A 16,107-nucleotide genomic window follows, 5' to 3' on the forward strand; every position below is an offset into this window, starting at 1 on the left:
GAGGTCACTCTTGTTGTACTGAAATAAGTTGGTCTCTGCGGACCTTTTGTAATGATTGTAGATGTGAATGTTACAAACAATTACGCGGGTTGCAGTGATGTGACGCTATATGATGCTACTATCGCGTCACTTATCTCGACTGGATTACCCGCATGTCGGATTCTTTTGGCGCTAACCTCAAGCTGCTATGCAGTCACTACCGGTCAATAGCCGAGGTCTGTCGCAAGCTTTCGATCAATCGTGCGCAATTCAACCGCTATCTGGCAGGCCAGAGCAGGCCGACCACTCATAACCTGAAACGAATTTGTGACTTTTTTGGCGTCGAAGACTACGAATTAGTGCTTCCGCAAGAGCAGTTTTCCCGGCTGATTGGGGCTCGCGATAACAGCATGGCAAGCACATCAGCTGGCGCGCCATTACTTGAGTTGTTTGAGTCGCTAAGTGAGCACTCAAACGACTTGTCGCGCTACTGCGGGTACTATTTCGAGTATTCCAACTGCATGTCGGTGCCGGGGCAGATTTTGTTGTCGCTGGTGCATTTGCGTGAGGAGCGCGGCAGCTTTGTCTTTGAGCGTCAGGAGCGACAAGAGCGTGCGCGAGGCGGCGGAGCTGAGGACTGGGTGCGGTGTCGCTATTTGGGTGCGGCGTTCTATTTGCAGGACCGGGTCTTTTTGATCGATTACGAAAGCCTGACCGGCAATGAGATCAGCCAAACCATACTTATTCCCAGTTTCAAAAGTCGTATTACCCGTTTGAACGGCATGAAGACAGGGGTCTCCAGTGGTGACCAGCGCACCCCGGCCTGTACCCGAGTGGTGTGGGAATTTCTCGGTACTGATATCAATCGGGTGAACAGCTATCGTCAGGTGATGCTCTATGCGCCAGATGATCCACGAATCGATGATGATGTGCGCCAGCGGTTGGCTGGGGCACGGATTCGCAATGGCCTATTCGAGATCGAATAGGCCCGCAGCTCTACCGGCTATTGGTTGCCGTCGTGGTTAGGGCTGTTGAAGACCTCGACATCCAGTTCGCTTTCACTGCGACCGACCAAGGTGGTGGTCATCAAATCACCTGCGACGTTGACTGTGGTACGTGCCATGTCGAGGATACGGTCGATACCGGCAATCAGCGCAACACCTTCAAGTGGCAAGCCCGCCGCAGATAGCACCAGGCCGAGCATAATCAAACCCGCACCCGGAATACCCGCCGTGCCGATCGAGGCCAGGGTCGCGGTGAGGATGATCATCATGTACTGGCCGGCACCCAGATCAATCCCAAACGCCTGGGCAATAAACAACGCCAAAACACCTTGGTAAATCGCCGTACCATCCATGTTGATAGTGGCACCAACTGGCAGTACGAAACCGGCCACGCCTTGGGATACGCCGAGGTTTTTACGGGCGCATTCAATCGAAACCGGCAAGGTGCCGGAGCTGCTTGAGGTACTGAATGCTACCGCCAGCGCCGGTGCAATACCGCGCAAAAAACGTACAGGGCTAAGGCGTGCAAGCAAACCAATCAAACCGCCATACACCAGCAGCACATGGGCGATGCTGGCGAGGTAGATGACACCAATTACCTGGGCAAGTGGCAGCAACACTTCGGCGCCGTGGCTGCCGACAACACCGGCGATCAGGGCAAATACGCCATAGGGTGCCAAGCTCATGATCAGGTCTGTGAGTTTGTAGAAGGTCTCAGCCAGGCTGTCGAACAGCTTGATGGCGGGTGCGGCTTTTTCACCGACCAAATTCATGCTCACACCAATTGCGATGGCGAACACGATGATTTGCAGCACATTGCCTTCAGCAAAAGCCGTCACCGGGTTACTGGGTACCAAGCCGACCAGAATGGACATCAGCGATGGCGCTTCTTTCGCCGCATCCTGGCCGCTGGCAACCATGTTCAGGCCATCACCCGGGGTAAATACCGCGCCAAACAACAGCCCGATGCTGACCGCAAATGCAGTGGTAACCATATAGATAGCGATGGTCTTGACGCTGATCCGCCCGAGTTTGGCGGAGTCTTGCATGGAGGTGATACCCGCCACCAGCGAGACAAATACCAGTGGCACGATCAACATCTTGATGGCATTGAGGAACAAGGTGCCAATCGGGGCAAGGACCAAGGCGTCCTCTTTGAAAATCGCGCCTGTAGCAACACCGAGCACCAAGCCAATCAGGATCTTGTGCCACAGTTGTAGACGTTTCCAGCGGCCCAGCGATGTCGCGGTTATGGAATTCTGAGTCATGCGTTTCACCATTTAGTAACTGTTATTGAGCAGACCATCTGTGCGGTCTTGAAGGTTGCTCGTAACCTGCATCGCAAAGGTTGAGGGCAAAAAATATGCCCTCAACTGTTCACCTGCGGACACGTGCGCCTGTTTAACCTGCAATTCTCTAAAGACCGTTCGGGTTACCCCGAGGCCGGTACACTGAGGAAGGCAGGTAATTACAGCGATTGGTGCCGATAGGGGAACGTGAAGGGCGCGCAGTCTACCGGGCGTTGGCTGCGTTTTCTCCCCTAATCGAGCACTTTTAAGCGTTTTCGTCGGAAAAGCGTACTGGCTATTGGCTAGGCTTTTAGCGGCACCAAACGCGGAGCGATCATGTTTTCCGGACGTAGAATGTCGTTGAGGGTGTCGTCATCCAGCAGCTTTTCTTCGCGCACCAGCTCCAGCACGCCACGACCGCTTTCCAACGCGAGCTTGGCAATGCGTGTGGCGTTTTCATAACCAATGTAGGGGTTAAGCGCGGTAATCAAACCGATGGAGTTTTCCATCAACTGACGGCAATGCGCTTCGTTGGCAGTGATGCCGATGATGCAATGCTCGCGGAGCATATCCATTGCGCGCTGCAGCAGGCGGATCGAATCGAAGATTTTATATGCGATCAGCGGCTCCATCACATTGAGCTGCAATTGACCGCCTTCAGCGGCCAAGGTCAGCGCCAAGTCGTTGCCGATCACTTCGAAGGCCACTTGGTTAACCGCTTCAGGGATCACCGGATTGACCTTGCCCGGCATGATCGAGCTGCCCGGTTGGCGCGGTGGCAGATTGATTTCGTTGATGCCAGTACGTGGGCCGCTCGATAGCAAGCGCAAGTCGTTACAGATCTTCGACAGTTTCACCGCTGTACGCTTGAGCATGCCCGAGAACAATACGAACGCACCCATGTCCGAAGTGGCTTCAATCAAGTCCGCCGCAGGAATCAGCGGTTGCCCACTAATGGCGGCTAAGCGCTCGACGGCGAGCATTTGGTAGCCTGGGTCGGCGTTGATGCCGGTGCCGATTGCGGTGCCGCCGAGGTTGATCTCGGTCAGCAGTTCTGGAGCCAGGCTGCGTAGGCGTGCGAGGTCTTCACCGAGGGTATTGGCGAAAGCGCGGAATTCTTGGCCGAGGGTCATGGGGACAGCGTCTTGTAACTGCGTGCGGCCCATCTTCAAGACGTGAGCAAACTCCTCGCCTTTGGCAGCGAACGCATGAATCAAGCTGTCGAGGCTGGCGAGCAAGGTGTCGTGACCGAGCAGCAAACCCAGGCGAATTGCAGTTGGATAGGCATCGTTGGTCGATTGCGCCATGTTCACGTCGTTGTTCGGATGCAAGAAGCTGTACTCGCCTTTTTGCTTGCCCATGGCTTCGAGTGCAATGTTGGCAATGACTTCGTTGGCGTTCATGTTGGTCGATGTGCCCGCACCGCCTTGAATCATATCGACCACGAACTCGTCGTGAAAATCACCGCGAATAATCCGGGCACAGGCCTCGCTGATGGCGGCGTGCTTGTCGCCACTGAGATGGCCTAACTGGCAATTGGCGTCGGCTGCTGCTTGCTTGACCATCGCCAAAGCGGTGACCAGCTTTGGGTAGTGGGCCAAAGGTACGCCAGACAAGCGGAAGTTGTGCACAGCGCGCAGGGTTTGAATTCCGTAATAGGCATCGCCAGGCACTTCGAGGGTGCCAAGGAGGTCTTTTTCGACGCGGAATGATGCAGCAGCGGACATGATTAAGATTATCTCAGTATTCGGCGAGATCTATCGCCATGCCTTCTAGGGTAAGGACTTCAACGATATTCAAGCCAATGCTGTTAAACGCTATGCTATGCACAATCGGCATAACGTGGGTGTGACTCACGGATGCCCACAGGCGTTGAGCAATTACAGGTTTAGCGCAAAAGCGACTTTATCCGTCGTTGAAATTGGCCTGTGGATAACTTTTTAGGGTGGATGAGGTATGAGGCAGAGATGAATCTAGAAACCAAATGGCTAGAGGATTTTGTCGCGCTCGCCGGCAGCCGTAGTTTTTCCCGTGCGGCCGAGAAGCGCTTTGTCACTCAGCCGGCGTTCAGTCGGCGGATTCGCAGCCTTGAGTCAATGCTCGGGCTAACCCTGATAAACCGCTCTTGCACCCCGATTGAGTTAACTGAAGCGGGACAGCTGTTTTTGGTTACCGCGCGCAGCATGGTCGAGCAACTTGGCGAAGTCGTTCGTCATTTGCATAACCTTGAGGGCAAGCAGGGTGAGGTGCTGCAAATTGCTGCAGCGCACTCGTTAACCTTGGGCTTTTTCCCCGAATGGATCTCACGCTTGAGACGTGAGGGTTTACCCCTTAATACCCGCTTGGTGGCGACCAACGTTGGTGAGGCGGTGCACGCGTTACGCGAGGGCAGTTGCGATTTGATTCTCGCCTACTACGACCCTGACGCGGCGCTGCAGATGGACCCAGAAATCTTTCCATCGCTGTTCATGGGCAGCACTGAGATGTTGCCCGTCTGCGCAGCTACGGCAGACGGGCAACCGTTGTTTGATCTCGACAGCGGGCAGACCGTGCCGTTGTTGGCATACAGCGCCGGAGCTTTTCTTGGGCGTTCGGTGAATCTGCTGCTGCGTCAACGCGCGCTGCGTTCGACCACCGTGTATGAAACCGCCATGGCTGACAGCCTTAAAAGCATGGCGCTGCAAGGCATGGGCGTGGCATGGGTACCGCGCTTAAGCGTGACTGCTGAATTGAACCGAGGTGAACTGGTGGTGTGCGGCGGTACTGCATGGCAATCTCCATTGGAAATTCGCTTGTACCGTTGCGCCTTGGTGCGCAAAGCCGCCGTGCGCCTGCTTTGGCGCAAGCTGGAAAGCGGCGAAGTAGGGCGCGCTGAATAAGCGTGGGGTGCGCGGGTTGTTGAGCTTTCTTACCCGCTTAACATTTAATCTAGGAAGCTTTGAGAACGTAGCGAGCGGCGGGCGTGCAAGGCGAGACGCAGCGCAAGAGCGGAGTTTACCCATGTAAACGAGCATCTTAAGCCGCGTCTCAACAGCGCAATCCCTAGCGCAGTAGTTCTCAACGTTTTCTTAGGTGCCCGACTTGATCTTGGTCCAGGCTCTTGTCCTCATCCGCTCGGCTTTTTGTGGCAATGGCTGCAACACATACAGGGTTTTTTGCGCTTCAGCCGTTGGCGTCAGTCCGTTGTTATCGCGGATTTCTGCTTTCATCATCGGCAGCGCCGCCTTGTTCGGGTTTGGATAGCCAAGGAAGTTACTGGTTGATGAAATCACTTCCGGATCGAGCAGGTTGTTGAGGAACTCATGGGCCTCTTCAACGTTTTTCGCGCTGGTTGGAATGGCGAATGAGTCAAACCACAGTGGCGCGCCTTCTTTCGGTAAGCGCCAGTCGACCACAACGCCGTTGCCGGCTTCTTTGGCGCGGTTGGCAAACTGGTAGAAGCTGCCCGAGTAACCAATGGCGACACAGATATTGCCGTTGGCAATGTCGGTCATGTATTTGGCTGAGTGGAAATAGGCGATATTGGGGCGAATTTTCATCATTAGCGCGGTGGCTTTGTCGTAGTCAGCCTTCTTGGTGCTATTGGGGTCCAGGCCGAGGTAGTGCAGGGCAATTGGCAGGATATCGCCGGGTGAGTCGAGCATCGCCACGCCGCATTGTTTGAGCTTCGAGATGTTCTCTTCTTTGAATATCAGGTCCCAGCTGTCGACAGGGGCATCGGCACCGAGCACTTCTTTAACCTTGGCTGGGTTGAAACCAATAATCACCGTGCCGTACATGTAAGGTACGGCGTGCTCGTTACCCGGATCGTTTGTTGCCATCAGCTTTAGCAGTTCTGGGTCGAGGTTTTTCCAGTTGGGCAATTTGCTCTTGTCGAGCTTTTGGAACACACCGGCTTTGATTTGAGTGTCGAGGAAGGTGTTGGACGGCACCACCAAGTCGTAGCCGGAGTTGCCGGTGAGCAACTTGGCTTCCAGCGATTCATTGGTATCGAACACATCCCACGTCAGCTTGATCCCGGTTTTTTTGGCAAAGTCTTTCGGGACCGAGGGCAAAATATAGTCAGCCCAGTTGTAAACCCGTAGTTCGCGTTCAGCAGCATGCGCTGCGCTGGCCATTAGGGCTGTGCCGCAGAGTGCGGCACCAATCAGAGTGCGGAGTTTTTTCATGATCATGCGTCCTTCTTCGAATTATTAGGTCGGCAGACATTTTCAAAACCTTCCAAAACATTGACTGCGTTGACGCCAATGGCCTCGACGGCATAGCCGCCCTCCATGACGAACAGCGTTGGCAGGCCCATTGCAGCAATACGCTCGCCCATGCTCAGGTAATCCGGGCTGTCGAGTTTGAATTGCGAGATTGGGTCTTCTTTGTAGGTATCGACGCCAAGCGAGACGATAACCACCTCGGCGTCGAACGCATTTATCCGTTTGCAGGCGTCATCCAGCGCTGCGCCCCAACTGTCCCACGCGCTGCCAGCAGGCAGTGGATAGTTGACATTGAAACCCTCACCAGCGCCTTCGCCATGCTCATCTGCATGGCCGAGGAAGAACGGAAATTCGGCGACTGGATCGCCATGGATCGAGGTGAACAACACGTCACTGCGTGAATAGAAAATCGACTGGGTGCCATTACCGTGGTGGTAATCCACATCGAGAATTGCCACACGCTTGTAGCCTTGGTCGATAAAGGCTTGCGCTGCGATGGCGGCGTTGTTGAGGTAGCAATAGCCGCCCATGACATCACCAGCGGCGTGATGACCGGGTGGCCTGCACAGCGCGAATACGCAGTGTGCGCCTTGGCTAATTTCTTGTTGAGCGGTGAGGGCAACCTGCGCTGCGCTGTAAGCGGCCTGCCAAGTACCCGCGGTAATGGGAGCGCCAGCATCAAAGCTGTAGTAACCCAGCTGACCGTGCAGGCTGGTGGGTAGGCGTTGGCTTAACGTGCGCGCCGGCCAGGTGTAGGGCAGCAAATCTCCAGTCCCGTTTTCCGCCTGCCAGCGTGCCCAAGCACCCTCGAAGAAATCCAGGTATTGGGTGGTGTGAACCCGTTGAATGGGCTCGCGGCCAAAGTCTTGAGGTTCGCGGATTTCACCAATACTGCGGTCTTTAACACGCTGAAGAATATGATCAGCCCGCTTGGGCATCTCAAAGCAGGGCATCAGTTTGCCGTCGATTAATTCGCAGCTACCGTGATGGAGATGATGGTCGTCGCTGTAAATGGTGAGCATTGGATGAAGCCCTGCAGTTATTTGTTATGGCTCCATTGTTTGCCTAAAGCGCTCCACGCGAAAACGCTTCAGATGGCCAAAAGGGGATCAATCTGGCCAAATTTGTCGGCCATGCTTGTCCGTAATCCGAATTTTGTGATTTTTCTAAACACGGAAATGGCTGGGTGCAACGCCACTCCAGCGTTGAAATGCATGGCGAAAGCTGGCGCTTTCACTGAAGCCTAGCTCCTCGGCAATCCGCCCGACAGGCCAGCCTTCTTGGCACAACAGGGCTTTGGCGCGTTCAAAGCGCAGGTCATCAAGCAACTCTTGGTAGTGGGTGCCCAGCGCTTGTAAATGCCGGCGTAAGGTTCGGGGGGAACAGTGCATCTGCTGCGCCAGTTGCTCCAGGCCGGGTGAGTTGGCCAATTGTTCGGTGAGCAATTCGCGAATGCGTGCCAGCCACAGTTGCCGTGCAGAAAACTCGCTATTGAGTTTGCGGCAGCGCATGAGCATTTCCTGGTGGGTAATCGCATCGGCTAGCGGTAGGTGTTGCGCCAACCAGGAGGCAGGAAAGGCGAAAGCATTACTGCGCGCATTGAAGCTCAGTGGACAGTCGAAGCTAGTGGCGTAGCGATTTGAATAAGTCGGCTGGGCATATTGAAATTGCGCAGCGATCACAGGCAGTGGCTGGCCGAGCAAGTCGGCGCATAGGGTCTTCAGTGAAGCCAGGCACATTTCAACATTGAACACCTCAAGTTCAGGGCGTTGCTGGTAATCGCTGGCACTGACCCAAGCCAGATCACCCTCAATACGCAGATCGAGTTGAAAATAGGTGCCCAGTAGCGCCGGATACTCCAGCAACAACTGCCAGGCGTCACCAAAAGTGGCACTTGAGAGCGCCGCGTAACCGAGCATGCCGTATGCAGAGATGTGCATGCGCTGGCCGAGTTCGAGCCCAAGGTCTTCCTGTATTGCCAAGCCATTGGCGCACACCTGCAACTCTTGGTGGGGCGTGATGCGACTGTCGCTGGCATTCAAGTCCTCAGGTCGGATGCCGCTGGCTTCGAGCAGTCGCGTGACGGGCACTGATTTATCGGCGAAATACGCAAGGGTCATGGAAACCACGTGCAGGGTGGTCAATTGGGCATGCATCGTTGGCCGCGTCCACTGGTTGGAATTACGCGTTGTGCAGCAAGATGCATGCCGCTGACCCGTTGTGCGGGCCAGCGGCGCGTGGCTTTAGCTTATGCTGAGCTACCAATGGTTCCTTAGAAGGTCAGCACCGTACGGCCTTCGATTTTGCCTGCACGCATCTGGTCGAGAATAGCGTTGATGTTATCCAGTTTATCGGTGCTGCACGTTGCACTGACTAAACCTTCACCTGCAAAGTCCATCGCCTCTTGTAAGTCGGCACGGGTGCCAACGATTGACCCGGTGATGCTGATCGCCTTGAGCACCACATCAAAAATCGGTGCAGGGAAATCGCCAGGCGGCAGGCCCACCAGTGCAACAGTGCCGCCACGCCGTGCGGCACCAATGGCCTGGCCGAATGCGCTGTTGGATACCGCCGTCACCAGCACGCCATGGGCACCGCCTATATCGCGCTGGATCACTGCGGCGGGGTCTTGATTGCGTGCATTTACGGTCAACTCGGCGCCCAGTTTGCGCGCCAGCTCTAATTTGCTGTCATCGACATCAATCGCTGCCACATGCAGGCCCATGGCACGCGCATACTGCACGGCAATGTGGCCAAGCCCGCCAATCCCGGATATGGCAACCCACTGGCCGGGGCGCGCACCAGTCACCTTGAGCCCTTTGTACACGGTTACGCCAGCGCAGAGGATGGGGGCGATTTCGACAAAGCCGATGTTTTTCGGCAGTACGCCAACGAAATTAGGGTCAGCCAGCACATACTCGGCATAACTGCCATTAACTGAGTAACCCGTATTTTGTTGGCTTTCACACAGGGTTTCCCAACCAGTCAGGCAGTGCTCGCAACAACCGCAAGCGGTGTATAACCAGGGTACGCCGACACGATCGCCTTCTTTTATCCGGCTCACCCCGGAGCCTACGGCGGCGACATAACCAACCCCTTCATGGCCTGGGATAAAGGGTAGGCTTGGCTTCACTGGCCAATCACCTTCGGCAGCGTGCAGGTCGGTATGGCACACGCCGCTGGCTTCAATCTTGACTAGGATCTGACCTGGGCCTGGCAGCGGTACTTTCACTTCCTCAATACGCAGGGCTTCGCCAAAGGAATGAACAACGGCGGCTTTCATGGTTTGTGACATGATAATTCTCCGGTGGTCGAGTAAGTTTTCAGTTTGCGCCGCTGGTTGCTAACGTAGTTGATCCAGAGCAAAAACTTAGTCGCTTTCTGCTTCCGGCGACGGGCTCTGGACAAACGGTCGCCAGCATTGCTCATTACTCTTGCCTTTGCGTTATACTGCGCGGCCTTCGGCCGGCGGCACCCGGCTATATATCGCATACAAGCCACGCTGGTTAATCCGCGTGGCTTGTTAGTTTTTGACGCGCCAGCTGGCGCCAAATATAGAGGCACAACGATGAGCACACTGGTAGGCGTGATCATGGGCTCCAAGTCCGACTGGAGCACTCTTAGCCACACCACCGAGATGCTGGACAAGCTGGGTATCGGTTATGAGGTGAAAGTTGTTTCAGCTCACCGTACCCCGGACTTGCTCTTCCAGTACGCCGAACAGGCTGAGTCTCGTGGTATCCAGGTGATTATTGCCGGTGCCGGTGGCGCTGCACACTTACCGGGCATGTGCGCGGCGAAAACGCACCTTCCTGTGTTGGGCGTGCCGGTGCAGTCGTCGATGCTTTCAGGTGTTGATTCGCTGTTGTCTATCGTTCAAATGCCCGCTGGTGTTCCAGTTGCAACCTTGGCGATAGGTAAAGCTGGCGCGGTTAACGCGGCATTGCTTGCCGCGAGTATTCTGGGCCATCAACATCCGCAGTTTCACGATGCGCTGAAGCAATTCCGCGCCGAGCAAACTGAAACTGTATTGGACAATCCAGACCCGCGCCACGCTTGAGTCGATCAATAAGGGCTGTGCTATGAAAATCGGTGTAATCGGTGGCGGCCAGTTGGGCCGCATGTTGGCCTTGGCGGGGACTCCGTTGGGCATGAACTTCGCCTTTCTCGACCCCGCTCCAGATGCGTGCGCGCAAGCCTTGGGCGAGCATATTCGCGCTGATTACGGCGATCAGGATCATCTACGTCAGCTGGCTGATGAAGTGGATCTGGTGACCTTCGAGTTTGAAAGTGTCCCGGCCGAAACCGTTGCCTTTCTGTCGCAGTTCGTACCCGTTTATCCGGGAGCACAAGCGCTGCGCATTGCCCGTGATCGCTGGTTTGAAAAGTCGATGTTCAAGGATCTAGGGATCCCGACGCCGGATTTTGCCGATATTCAGTCGCAAGCTGATCTCGATGCCGCAGTCGCCAGCATTGGCCTGCCTGCTGTAATGAAAACCCGCACCTTGGGTTACGACGGCAAGGGGCAAAAAGTGCTGCGCAGTGCCAGCGATGTTGTCGATGCATTTGCTGAGCTGGGCAGCGTGCCATGCCTGCTCGAAGGTTTTGTTCCGTTCACTGGCGAAGTTTCGCTGGTTGCTGTGCGTGGTCGTGATGGCGAAACACAGTTTTATCCGCTGGTGCATAACACGCACAACAGTGGTGTTCTTGGCCTGTCGATTGCGAGCAGCAACCACCCGTTGCAGTCCCTGGCCGAGGATTACGCCAGCCGTGTGCTGGATAAACTCAGTTATGTGGGTGTGCTGGCGTTTGAATTTTTTGAAGTAGACGGCGGGCTTAAAGCTAACGAAATCGCGCCACGTGTGCACAACTCCGGGCACTGGACGATTGAAGGTGCTGAGTGCAGCCAGTTTGAAAACCACCTGCGCGCCATTGCAGGTTTGCCGCTGGGTTCAACCGCGAAAGTGGGTGAGAGCGCCATGCTTAACTTTATTGGCGAAGTTCCGCCTGTGGATAAAGTTACGGCCATTGCCGACTGCCACCTGCATCACTACGGTAAAGCCTTCAAGGTTGGACGCAAAGTTGGCCACGCCACTGTGCGCAGTAAAGATCGGGCCACGCTGGACCAGCAAGTTGCTGCGGTGCAGGCACTGATTGACGCCTGAAGGCAAACCCTGGCGCTGTGCAATGCCGCGCCAGTTGAACCTCCATTGAGTTAAGCCGTCAGATTGTGGAGTGCCTTAGTTGTTCTAGACTGAGGTTTGGGCTTCGGTAGCGTCCCTTGACGATAGCCATTGCTCAAACCTGAGGCGCAATCACTTGAAATGGAGAGCAAGCCATGGGAATTATCGGCACAATTTTAATCGGTCTGATTGTGGGTCTTATCGCACGCTTCCTTAAGCCAGGCGATGACAGCATGGGCTGGATCATGACAATCCTGCTGGGTATCGGTGGCTCATTGGCCGCGACATATGGCGGCCAGGCACTGGGTATTTATCAAGCAGGCCAAGGTGCCGGTTTTATCGGTGCAATCGTCGGCGCGGTGATTTTGCTGTTTATCTACGCGATGGTTAAGAAAAAGTGAGTTAGCACTTAGGTGTTTTCAAGAAGCCGTCAGTCCAGACTGTGTGAAAACTACTGCACTCGACAATACAGCGTTATAAACAGACGAAAAATGCTCATTTAGAACACCTAAACTGCGCTTTTTCGCCTGTTAAAGCCTTGTCTTGCCTTCGCTCGTGACGTTTTCACACACCCTGAGTCGACGGCTTTTTTGTGCGTGGCTTGCATGTGGTTGCTCACTGCATAAGACTGCAAACCTGCACTTTGCCGAGAACCTGTTGATGCTCCGTTTGTTACTACTGCCCTTATTGTTGATTAGCAACTTGGCCTTTGCTGAACTGCCTGAGACCGACTGGCTTGAACTGATGCCTGCCGAGGACCAGCAAGCCTTGGAAAATATGCCGGAAATCAGCCATGACAGCCCTGAAGAGGACAGCACCTTCTACCAAGCCGGTGGCCTCAAGCAGCAGGATAAAAAGCTCCCTGCGGTGATGTACTCGGCTAAAACCGTGGCGGCGTTCAACGGCAAGCAGATTCGTTTAGGCGGTTATCCTGTGCCGCTCGAAAGCGATGGCAAGGGGCGCAGCACGCTGTTCTTTTTAGTGCCTTACCCTGGTGCCTGCATACACGTGCCGCCACCGCCGCCGAATCAATTGGTGTTGGTGCGCTATCCAAACGGCATCGCCTTGGAAGATATCTACGCGCCGCTTTGGGTCAGTGGTGAAATCAAGATCGAGAGTGTCAGTAATGATCTTGCAGATGCGGCTTATGCGCTTGATGCAAGCGTGGTGAGGGCTGTAGAGGAAGAGGATCTCTAACCACGTGGCAGGGGGCTATAAGCGTGGGTTTTTCCCTGTGGATAACTCAGTCTGCGGTTTTATTCTTCGCTGCAATCCACTGTGACATGTACTGCGTACTTTTCAGGCTGTGGTGACGAAGCATCTGTCCGATGAAGTTATTGCGCCGGTGAGCCTCGGGGTTTTCACTTAACTGAGTCAGCCGGGTTATCAACTCAGCCCCAAGCCGCGGTCGGTCAAAGCGTTGCTGCAAAATCGCCAAGCCTTGTGCTTGGGCTTGCAGCCAGCGGTTTTCATCTTCATACAAGGCTACAGCCGCATCGGCAAAGTCTGCTGCCGAGTCCACCACTGCACCGCCCCACGGCATATCGCCATGCATCCCTTCGCTGCCAATCGCCGTGGTCACACTGGGTGTGCCGCACGCCATGGCATCTGCCAGTTTGCCTTTAATGCCCGCACCAAATCGTAGCGGTGCTAAACACACCCGCGCCTTGCCCATGACCTGATGGGCATCATCTGCCCAGCCCAGCACATGAAAGCCTTGTTTGGGGTTATGCAGTGCAGTGGCTTTGGGCGGCGGGTAGGCACCGTACACATGCAATTGCGCTTGGGGCAGGCGTTGGCGAACCAACGGCCACAGCGCGTGTTTTAGCCACAGCACAGAGTCCCAGTTGGGCGCGTGACGGAAATTACCGATGCTGATGAAATGTGCACGCTCGGCAAAAGGCGCGGGCTGGTAAGCGCAGGGAATTAACATCAGCGCGCAATCGTGGAGTAATGCCGCTGGTACTGAAAAGGCCTGCTGCAGCAACTGCATCTCAAACCCTGAGATCATCAGGGTTAAGTCACTGCGAAAGATCGCTGCGACTTCGCGCTTGGCGGTATCTAAATCAGCCATTGCGCCAAATAGCGAGTTGGCGCCTGCGGTCACAGCACCAACCTGTTGTTTTTCTGACTCATTGGCGCAGGCCTGTTGCGCGGCTTTCAGCAGTTGCTGGCGCGCTTCACGCAAGCTGTGCAAGTCGCTGGTATCGAGCACGCGCAACGCCTTCGGGCAGGCCCGTTCCACGCGCCAGGCGAACTGTTCCTCGGTGAAGAAACGGTCGAACAAGACCATGTCTGGCTGCAGCCCAGCTACAAACTGATCAAAGCTGTCGCAATTGAGGGCAATCTGAATTTCTGGAATACCCAGCGCGGTTAAATCTGCCCGGTGTTCTGAAAGCGCAGCGGCACTGGCGAAGGTGACCTGCCAGTTATGCGCACAGAACAGCTCCAGTAGTTCCATCATCCTGCTCCCCGCGGCGGATGAGCGAGGTTCTGGCCAGACATAGCCGATAACAAGGATGGTTTGCATAGGTAGAGAAGAGTCGATTTTAGAAAACACCGATTGTAACGGAGTTGGGTAATAGTATTAACGATTCAAATTAACCAAGATTTAAATGCATCAATCTGACGCATGGACGTTTGCAATTGCATTAGCTATACCCTATCTAGTGAAATTCTGAAGCATACTCGGCAGGCGAGTTAAAGTAGTACGTTTGCTTTAATGATGACAACTTGCAATGCTCCATGGAGTCCTTATGAAGGGAAGAATGAGGAAATTTCATCAGTTGGCCGGTTTTGGTTTAGCCATACTGTTAGCCAGTACATACTCGGAATCAGGTTTTGCAGAAGAGGAAGGCAAGACTGACGCAACAAAAAAGCCAGATACAACAACCGCCGAAGGGCCAAGCAAAGCTGAACTCGAAAAGCTTGCCAAAATGTCTGCTAATCCGTTAGGCGCAGCGTGGATGCTGTGGTTGCAAAATGATTACACCCATAAAGATGGGGACAATGATGCCCTGCCAAGTAATGGGCGCTGGTCAAATACAACTACGTTTCAGCCGGTGATGTCATTCCCCATTGAGTTCGGTGAGGATGAGTGGAATTTTATTGTACGGCCTGTAATTCAATACCAGTCGACGCCAATGGACGATAGTTTCGGCGACGCGCTAACGGGGCATCCACAAAACATTCCTAGCAGTGACCTGTCGAGCAACAATTATCCATTCAATAGCCGCACAACCGGTTTTGGCGATACTGCCTTACTGACCCTTGCAGGGCCGGCGCGCGATGATGGTTTTATTTGGGGTGCTGGTATTTCACAGATATTTCCCACCGCCGAAGAGGATGTACTCGGCCAGGGCAAGTATCAAGCAGGCCCTGCATTCTTGGTCGCATCATTGGCACCCAATCCTGGCGGCTGGAACATTGGGGCTTTGGGTCAGCACTGGTGGTCGTATGCTGGAGATGACGACCGTGAAGAAACCAGTCAAACCAATATTCAATATTTCTTGAACTACCGCCTAAGCGGCACCGAGTTGATTGGGATGACCCCTAACATACTCATTAACTGGAAGGCGGATAGTGGCGAAAAAGTTAACTTTCCAATTGGCTTGGGCTACTCCAATGTGACCAAGGTTGGACCAATGCCGCTGCGCTGGGCCGTGGAGTTCCAATACAGCGTTATTAAAGCTGATGAGTATGACGCAGACTTCAACTTGCGTCTGATGATTATCCCAATTATTGCAAACCCTTTTGCTAGCTATTAAGGGTTCCTAAAAAGGTAATGAACTAGGGCTTAAGGCGATGAGCAGCTTTAACGTGGCCAACACTATGTAGCTCAGTCGCTTTTAGATGCCTCCTGCGGATTTCCGTGCGATGCGGTACTCACTTGCCATTTCGCACGGAAGTGGCACCGCTTGCTATCACCAACTCAGGCTAGCTTCTAGCACGTGGGTAGAAGCTTTGTCGTATATAACTCCAGTTACATAACCCGCATTGAAAGCTGCCCACCGCATAGCCTCCGGTACCGCAGGCTAAACGCCAACTACATTCGTTACTGGCGGTATCCCTTTGAGCAACAATAGAGGCAACCCACCTTTATTCAAAACCTCAGCTAGAAAAATTGTCCTCTATTATTACGCTGCAATACCTTGCGCGTTTAAACCTGTCCGGTGTCTGAAAGCGCTGCGGCACTGGTGAAGGTGACCTGCCAATGTTGCGCACAGAACAGCTCCATCATCCTGCTCCCATCGGCGGATGAGCGGGGTTCTGGCCAGACATAGCCGATAACAAGGATGGTTTGCATGGGAAAGTGAATTGCGCGGCGGCAAATGCCTATCGGAACGGAGTTAGCCCGAGATGCAGTGTGCCGTTGGCTGGGCAGCAGAACTCATTTATAAATTTAGTGCAAATAAGGTTGGGTAAAGTCGCCGTTCTTGACTAT

General features: G+C 54.3%; 15 protein-coding genes. 7 read left to right on the forward strand and 8 right to left on the reverse strand.

The window, feature by feature from the left end; all coding sequences use genetic code 11:
- The first annotated feature begins 152 nt into the window (after window positions 1-152).
- Window positions 153-965: a helix-turn-helix domain-containing protein gene (locus ACIGCM_RS17190; RefSeq protein ID WP_397503277.1), complete on the forward strand. Its 813-nt coding sequence runs from the start codon at window positions 153-155 to the stop codon at window positions 963-965.
- A 17-nt stretch (window positions 966-982) separates the two neighbouring features.
- On the opposite strand, the gene ACIGCM_RS17195 is transcribed toward ACIGCM_RS17190, so the two are convergent.
- Complete coding sequence (locus ACIGCM_RS17195; RefSeq protein WP_397503278.1) at window positions 983-2,251, reverse strand: dicarboxylate/amino acid:cation symporter; 1,269 nt, start codon at window positions 2,249-2,251, stop codon at window positions 983-985.
- Between the two features lie 323 nt (window positions 2,252-2,574).
- Window positions 2,575-3,999, reverse strand: a complete 1,425-nt coding sequence (locus tag ACIGCM_RS17200) for an aspartate ammonia-lyase (protein WP_397503279.1) — start codon at window positions 3,997-3,999, stop codon at window positions 2,575-2,577.
- Between the two features lie 240 nt (window positions 4,000-4,239).
- Here ACIGCM_RS17200 and ACIGCM_RS17205 point away from each other — a divergent pair, with 240 nt between their 5' ends.
- Window positions 4,240-5,151: a LysR substrate-binding domain-containing protein gene (locus tag ACIGCM_RS17205; RefSeq protein WP_397503280.1), complete on the forward strand. Its 912-nt coding sequence runs from the start codon at window positions 4,240-4,242 to the stop codon at window positions 5,149-5,151.
- Between the two features lie 189 nt (window positions 5,152-5,340).
- Here the strand turns inward: ACIGCM_RS17205 and ACIGCM_RS17210 are convergent, their stop codons facing one another.
- The 4 genes from ACIGCM_RS17210 to adhP form a co-directional block, all read right to left on the reverse strand.
- Window positions 5,341-6,441 carry a polyamine ABC transporter substrate-binding protein gene (locus ACIGCM_RS17210; RefSeq protein ID WP_397503281.1) on the reverse strand — a complete coding sequence of 367 codons (1,101 nt, stop codon included), beginning with the start codon at window positions 6,439-6,441 and terminating at the stop codon, window positions 5,341-5,343.
- A gap of 2 nt (window positions 6,442-6,443) precedes the next feature.
- Complete coding sequence (locus tag ACIGCM_RS17215; RefSeq protein ID WP_397503282.1) at window positions 6,444-7,502, reverse strand: histone deacetylase family protein; 1,059 nt, start codon at window positions 7,500-7,502, stop codon at window positions 6,444-6,446.
- A 144-nt stretch (window positions 7,503-7,646) separates the two neighbouring features.
- On the reverse strand, window positions 7,647-8,636 hold the full coding sequence (locus tag ACIGCM_RS17220) for an AraC family transcriptional regulator (RefSeq protein ID WP_397503283.1): 990 nt from the start codon (window positions 8,634-8,636) through the stop codon (window positions 7,647-7,649).
- Between the two features lie 116 nt (window positions 8,637-8,752).
- Window positions 8,753-9,781, reverse strand: a complete 1,029-nt coding sequence (gene adhP / locus ACIGCM_RS17225; RefSeq protein ID WP_397503332.1) for an alcohol dehydrogenase AdhP — start codon at window positions 9,779-9,781, stop codon at window positions 8,753-8,755.
- A 267-nt stretch (window positions 9,782-10,048) separates the two neighbouring features.
- Here adhP and purE point away from each other — a divergent pair, with 267 nt between their 5' ends.
- The 4 genes from purE (at window position 10,049) to ACIGCM_RS17245 (ending at window position 12,860) form a co-directional block, all read left to right on the forward strand.
- The gene (gene purE, locus ACIGCM_RS17230; RefSeq protein WP_397503284.1) at window positions 10,049-10,540 is read left to right on the forward strand and encodes a 5-(carboxyamino)imidazole ribonucleotide mutase; all 492 of its coding nucleotides are present in this window, start codon (window positions 10,049-10,051) and stop codon (window positions 10,538-10,540) included.
- Between the two features lie 22 nt (window positions 10,541-10,562).
- Window positions 10,563-11,645 (forward strand): 5-(carboxyamino)imidazole ribonucleotide synthase, encoded by a 1,083-nt coding sequence (locus ACIGCM_RS17235; protein ID WP_397503285.1) that lies wholly within the window; start codon window positions 10,563-10,565, stop codon window positions 11,643-11,645.
- 173 nt (window positions 11,646-11,818) lie between these two features.
- On the forward strand, window positions 11,819-12,064 hold the full coding sequence (locus tag ACIGCM_RS17240; protein ID WP_397503286.1) for a GlsB/YeaQ/YmgE family stress response membrane protein: 246 nt from the start codon (window positions 11,819-11,821) through the stop codon (window positions 12,062-12,064).
- Between the two features lie 259 nt (window positions 12,065-12,323).
- Complete coding sequence (locus ACIGCM_RS17245; protein ID WP_397503287.1) at window positions 12,324-12,860, forward strand: DUF3299 domain-containing protein; 537 nt, start codon at window positions 12,324-12,326, stop codon at window positions 12,858-12,860.
- 46 nt (window positions 12,861-12,906) lie between these two features.
- Here ACIGCM_RS17245 and ACIGCM_RS17250 read toward each other — a convergent pair whose 3' ends face one another.
- On the reverse strand, window positions 12,907-14,193 hold the full coding sequence (locus ACIGCM_RS17250) for a glycosyltransferase (RefSeq protein ID WP_397503288.1): 1,287 nt from the start codon (window positions 14,191-14,193) through the stop codon (window positions 12,907-12,909).
- Between the two features lie 226 nt (window positions 14,194-14,419).
- Between ACIGCM_RS17250 and ACIGCM_RS17255 the strand changes: the two genes are divergently transcribed.
- Window positions 14,420-15,430 carry a hypothetical protein gene (locus ACIGCM_RS17255; protein ID WP_397503289.1) on the forward strand — a complete coding sequence of 337 codons (1,011 nt, stop codon included), beginning with the start codon at window positions 14,420-14,422 and terminating at the stop codon, window positions 15,428-15,430.
- Between the two features lie 392 nt (window positions 15,431-15,822).
- Here the strand turns inward: ACIGCM_RS17255 and ACIGCM_RS17260 are convergent, their stop codons facing one another.
- A complete protein-coding gene (locus tag ACIGCM_RS17260; protein ID WP_397503290.1) occupies window positions 15,823-15,969 on the reverse strand; it encodes a hypothetical protein in 147 nt (48 codons plus the stop codon).
- Window positions 15,970-16,107: the final 138 nt, after the last annotated feature.

The organism is Pseudomonas sp. NPDC078700 (genome assembly GCF_044542375.1).
Taxonomy (GTDB): domain Bacteria; phylum Pseudomonadota; class Gammaproteobacteria; order Pseudomonadales; family Pseudomonadaceae; genus Aquipseudomonas.

Excerpts from the sequence above, each read along its gene's own strand:
- ACIGCM_RS17190 (WP_397503277.1), top strand. The coding sequence starts at position 153 with ATGTCGGATTCTTTTGGCGCTAACCTCAAGCTGCTATGCAGTCACTAC.
- ACIGCM_RS17195 (WP_397503278.1), bottom strand. The coding sequence starts at position 2,251 with ATGACTCAGAATTCCATAACCGCGACATCGCTGGGCCGCTGGAAACGT.
- ACIGCM_RS17200 (WP_397503279.1), bottom strand. The coding sequence starts at position 3,999 with ATGTCCGCTGCTGCATCATTCCGCGTCGAAAAAGACCTCCTTGGCACC.
- ACIGCM_RS17205 (WP_397503280.1), top strand. The coding sequence starts at position 4,240 with ATGAATCTAGAAACCAAATGGCTAGAGGATTTTGTCGCGCTCGCCGGC.
- ACIGCM_RS17210 (WP_397503281.1), bottom strand. The coding sequence starts at position 6,441 with ATGAAAAAACTCCGCACTCTGATTGGTGCCGCACTCTGCGGCACAGCC.
- ACIGCM_RS17215 (WP_397503282.1), bottom strand. The coding sequence starts at position 7,502 with ATGCTCACCATTTACAGCGACGACCATCATCTCCATCACGGTAGCTGC.
- ACIGCM_RS17220 (WP_397503283.1), bottom strand. The coding sequence starts at position 8,636 with ATGCATGCCCAATTGACCACCCTGCACGTGGTTTCCATGACCCTTGCG.
- purE (WP_397503284.1), top strand. The coding sequence starts at position 10,049 with ATGAGCACACTGGTAGGCGTGATCATGGGCTCCAAGTCCGACTGGAGC.
- ACIGCM_RS17235 (WP_397503285.1), top strand. The coding sequence starts at position 10,563 with ATGAAAATCGGTGTAATCGGTGGCGGCCAGTTGGGCCGCATGTTGGCC.
- ACIGCM_RS17240 (WP_397503286.1), top strand. The coding sequence starts at position 11,819 with ATGGGAATTATCGGCACAATTTTAATCGGTCTGATTGTGGGTCTTATC.
- ACIGCM_RS17245 (WP_397503287.1), top strand. The coding sequence starts at position 12,324 with ATGCTCCGTTTGTTACTACTGCCCTTATTGTTGATTAGCAACTTGGCC.
- ACIGCM_RS17250 (WP_397503288.1), bottom strand. The coding sequence starts at position 14,193 with ATGCAAACCATCCTTGTTATCGGCTATGTCTGGCCAGAACCTCGCTCA.
- ACIGCM_RS17255 (WP_397503289.1), top strand. The coding sequence starts at position 14,420 with ATGAAGGGAAGAATGAGGAAATTTCATCAGTTGGCCGGTTTTGGTTTA.
- ACIGCM_RS17260 (WP_397503290.1), bottom strand. The coding sequence starts at position 15,969 with ATGCAAACCATCCTTGTTATCGGCTATGTCTGGCCAGAACCCCGCTCA.